Source organism: Rhizorhapis sp. SPR117, assembly GCF_021742065.1.
In genome coordinates, this window is record NZ_JAKKIE010000157.1 from 1 (window position 1) to 2,245 (window position 2,245).

At 61.2% G+C, this 2,245-nt stretch carries 2 protein-coding genes; both read left to right on the forward strand.

Annotated elements, in window-relative coordinates; translation table 11 throughout:
• Nucleotides 1-1,448: IS21 family transposase (gene istA, locus L3X40_RS21595; RefSeq protein WP_237367387.1), on the forward strand; the 1,448-nt coding region annotated here is incomplete at its 5' end.
• Nucleotides 1,445-2,245: IS21-like element helper ATPase IstB (istB, locus tag L3X40_RS21600; protein WP_272908141.1), on the forward strand; the 801-nt coding region annotated here is incomplete at its 3' end. The genes istA and istB, both read left to right, overlap by 4 nt.

The window sequence follows — 2,245 nt, forward strand, 5'->3', positions numbered from 1 at the left end:
GTTATTTTGGAGTTCACCGCAACACGATTACAAAGATGCTGCAGTATGCGGAGCCGCCAGGCTATCGTCGCGCGGTGCCTCGGCTGTCGGAGAAGCTGGGACCGTTTGAAGCAGTGATTGACGGGATATTGCGTGCGGACAGAGGAGCGCCGCCCAAGCAGCGGCACACCTGCAAACGGATATTCGAGCGGTTGCGGGATGAGCATGGTTATACGGGTGGGCTGACGATCCTGAGCGATTATGTTCGTTCACAGCGGTTGCGTTCCCGCGAGGTGTTCATGCCGCTGAGCCACAGGCCCGGGCATGCTCAGGTGGACTTCGGCGAGGCCGATGCCATCATCGCAGGCAAGCGTGTGCGGTTGCATTATTTCTGCATGGACCTGCCGCAGTCGGATGGCTGCTTTCTGAAGGCGTATCCCGCCGAAGTGGCGGAGGCGTTTTGCGATGGCCATGTCAGCGCCTTTGCCTTTTTCAGCGGCGTGCCCTCGCGCATCCTGTACGACAACACCCGGCTTGCGGTGGCAAGGATCCTTGGCGACGGACGACGCGAACGCAGCCGGATGTTTGCGGGCTTGCAGAGCCATTACCTGTTCGATGACAGGTTCGGTCGCCCCGGCAAGGGGAACGACAAAGGCAAGGTCGAGGGACTGGTCGGCTATGTGCGCCGCAACTTCATGGTGCCGATACCGGTGGCGGCGAGTATCGATGAACTGAACGACCGCTTTGCCGATCAATGCCGCCGCCGCGGTGCAGCGGTATTGCGGGGACAAAGCCAGAGCATCACGACGCGCATGGAAGCTGATATCGCTGCGTTCATGCCCTTGCCGGCAGTGCCGTTCGACCCGTGCCATATCGTCAGCGGCTGCGCGTCGTCGATGGCGCTGGTGCGCTATCGTACCAATGATTACTCGGTGCCGACGGCGTTCGCGCACCAGCAGGTTGTCATCAAGGGCTATGTCGACCGTGTCGATATCGTCTGCCGGGGTACGCGCATCGCCAGCCATGCGCGTAGTTATGAGCGGGAGGATTTTATCGCCAACCCGCTCCATTATCTGGCCTTGCTGGAAGACAAGCCCGGTGCCCTGGATCAGGCCGCGCCGCTCGATGGTTGGCACCTGTCCGAGCCTGTGCACCGCCTGCGGCGGCTAATGGAGGCCAGAAGCGGTAAGGAAGGGAGGCGGGCGTTCATCCAGGTCCTGCGTTTGTGCGAACATTATGAGCAGTCGCTGGTCGAATGGGCGGTCGCCCGTGCGCTGGAACTGGGCGCGATCAGCTTTGATGCGGTCAAGATGATCCTGCTTGCGCGTCTGGAACGCAGACCCGCCAGACTGGATATGAGCCTGTATCCCTATCTGCCCCGCGCCAATGTCGGTGTGACCGACACCCGCGCCTATCTGGGCCTGATGCACGATGCTCACCCCGTGATAATGAAGGGAGCATCGGCATGACAGACCCTGTGATGCAACCGTTGCCTGTCATGACCGACACGGGCACCAGCGTGCCGCCGCAGATTCTGCTGGGCAACCACTTGAAAGCGCTCAAGCTGCCGACCTTCGCTCGCGAGTATGAGAAGGTGGCGATGGAAGCGGCGGGCAGCCGCACCGATTATCCGGGCTATCTGCTGCGGCTATGTGAGCTGGAACGGATCGACCGGGAGCGCCGCATGGTCGAACGCCGTATCCGGCTCGCCAGGTTTCCCCATACCAAGAGCTTCGATACGTTCGATTTTACAGCTCAGCCATCGCTCAACAAGCCATTGGTGATAGAACTGGCGCGATGCGAGTGGATTACGACGCGCAGCAACATCATCGCCCTTGGGCCATCGGGCACCGGCAAGACCCATGTTGCGCTCGCGCTCGGTCTGGCGGCCTGCCAGAAAGGACACAGCGTCGCCTTCGTTACTGCCGCCGCCCTCGTGCATGAGCTGATGGAGGCAAGGGACGAGCGTCGGTTGCGCCAGCTGCAAAAGCATCTCGCCTCAGTCAAGCTGCTGATCCTCGATGAGCTGGGCTATGTCCCGTTCACCGCCGTCGGCAGCGAACTGCTGTTCGAGGTGCTCAGCCAGCGCTATGAACGCGGTAGCACGCTCGTCACCAGCAACCTTCCGTTCGATGAATGGACATCGGTGTTCGGGTCAGAACGCCTCACCGGCGCTCTCCTCGACCGGCTGACCCACCATGTTCATATCCTCGAGATGAACGGGGACAGCTATCGGCTTGCCAGCAGCCGGAAACGGCAAAAACAG